Below are 1,263 nucleotides of genomic sequence, written 5' to 3' on the forward strand. Positions count from 1 at the left end.
TGTAGTGGTCTAATCATTTCGGACACCGCCAGAGGTTTTTCTGCGTTTGCCTCTCTTTTTCAGCCGGCGACAGTCCGCCGTTGAATTTGTGTGGTCGTACCCTGTTGTAATAACCACTCAGGTACAACGACACGTCTCTCTTCGCTTCTTCTGCACTCCAGTAGCCTTTGCCGGGAAGCCATTCCGTTTTCAGACTACGGAACAGTCTTTCTGTCACCGCGTTATCCCAGCAGTTGCCTTTCCGGCTCATGCTCGCTGTCATTCCATATCGGGCGCACGTCGCACGATAGGAATAGCTGCTGTACTGCGTACCCTGATCTGAGTGGAACAGCACCCCCGATGGGCGCCCTCGGCTGTTCCAGGCCATTGTCAGCGCATCCTGAGTCAACTGACTATCTGCTATTGTTGAAAATGACCAGCCAACAACCTTACGGGCATATAGATCAAGCACAACCGCAAGGTAAAACCATCCTTTGTTCGTTTTAAGAAAGGTTATATCCCCACACCAGATCTTGTTCGGTTTTGTCACGTTGAAGCGTCGGGCCAGAATATTGGGTGCTATCGTTGATACCTGTTCACACACGCGATAACGGTGCCGGGAAGGCTGCTGGCTTATCAGTCCAGCTTCTTTCATCAGCTTGCTGGCTTTATATCGTCCTACGGACAGCCCTTCCTTCTTCAGCATTAATGACAACGTGCGGGCTCCGGCAGAGCCGCGGCTCATCTGATGAAGTTCGGTTGTCCTCTGGCGCAGAGCATCGCGCTCAGCAGTGTCTTTCTGCTGCTGTTTCTTATGGTAATAATACTGACTGCGGTGGACTCCCAGTACCGCGCAGAGTTCTTTTATGCTGTATGGCCCGCTTAACGCAGTGATGAACGTCAGGATTTTGTGGAGTCCGACATCAGCAAAGCCGCAGCTTTTTTTAGTATTTCTTTATCCCGTTCAAGGCGGAGAATGCGCTCCTCAAGCTCGCGAATACGCTGTTGCTCCGGCGTGAGAGGTGTGGCTGAAGAAACTATCAGGCCGGGCGCAGTGCTCCCGCCACTACGCTCTTCCAGTAGTTGCCTGACCCAGCGCCGCAGCGCCGTGGAACCAACATCCGTCGCTTTGCAGGCTTGTTGCGTTGTATAGCCGTGGTCAAGAATGAGTTCAGCACATTCTCGCTTAAACTCAGGAGTAAATATTCTTCCGCTCATAGAATCACCTCTCTGGTTAATAACGTTATAACCTCTGAGTGTGTCCTAATCTATTAAACCACTACA

At 51.3% G+C, this 1,263-nt stretch carries 1 protein-coding gene; it reads right to left on the minus strand.

Going from position 1 to position 1,263, the window contains the following annotated elements:
• Positions 1–13: 13 nt before the first annotated feature.
• Positions 14–1,197 (minus strand): IS3 family transposase gene (locus ACPUC8_RS25980; RefSeq protein ID WP_494927747.1). Its coding sequence is split into 2 segments (ribosomal slippage): positions 14–909 and positions 909–1,197, totalling 1,185 coding nucleotides; the frame shifts between segments, so codons are not numbered across the junction.
• Between the last annotated feature and the right edge of the window lie 66 nt (positions 1,198–1,263).

Source organism: Pantoea sp. CFCC18177 (assembly GCF_059412425.1).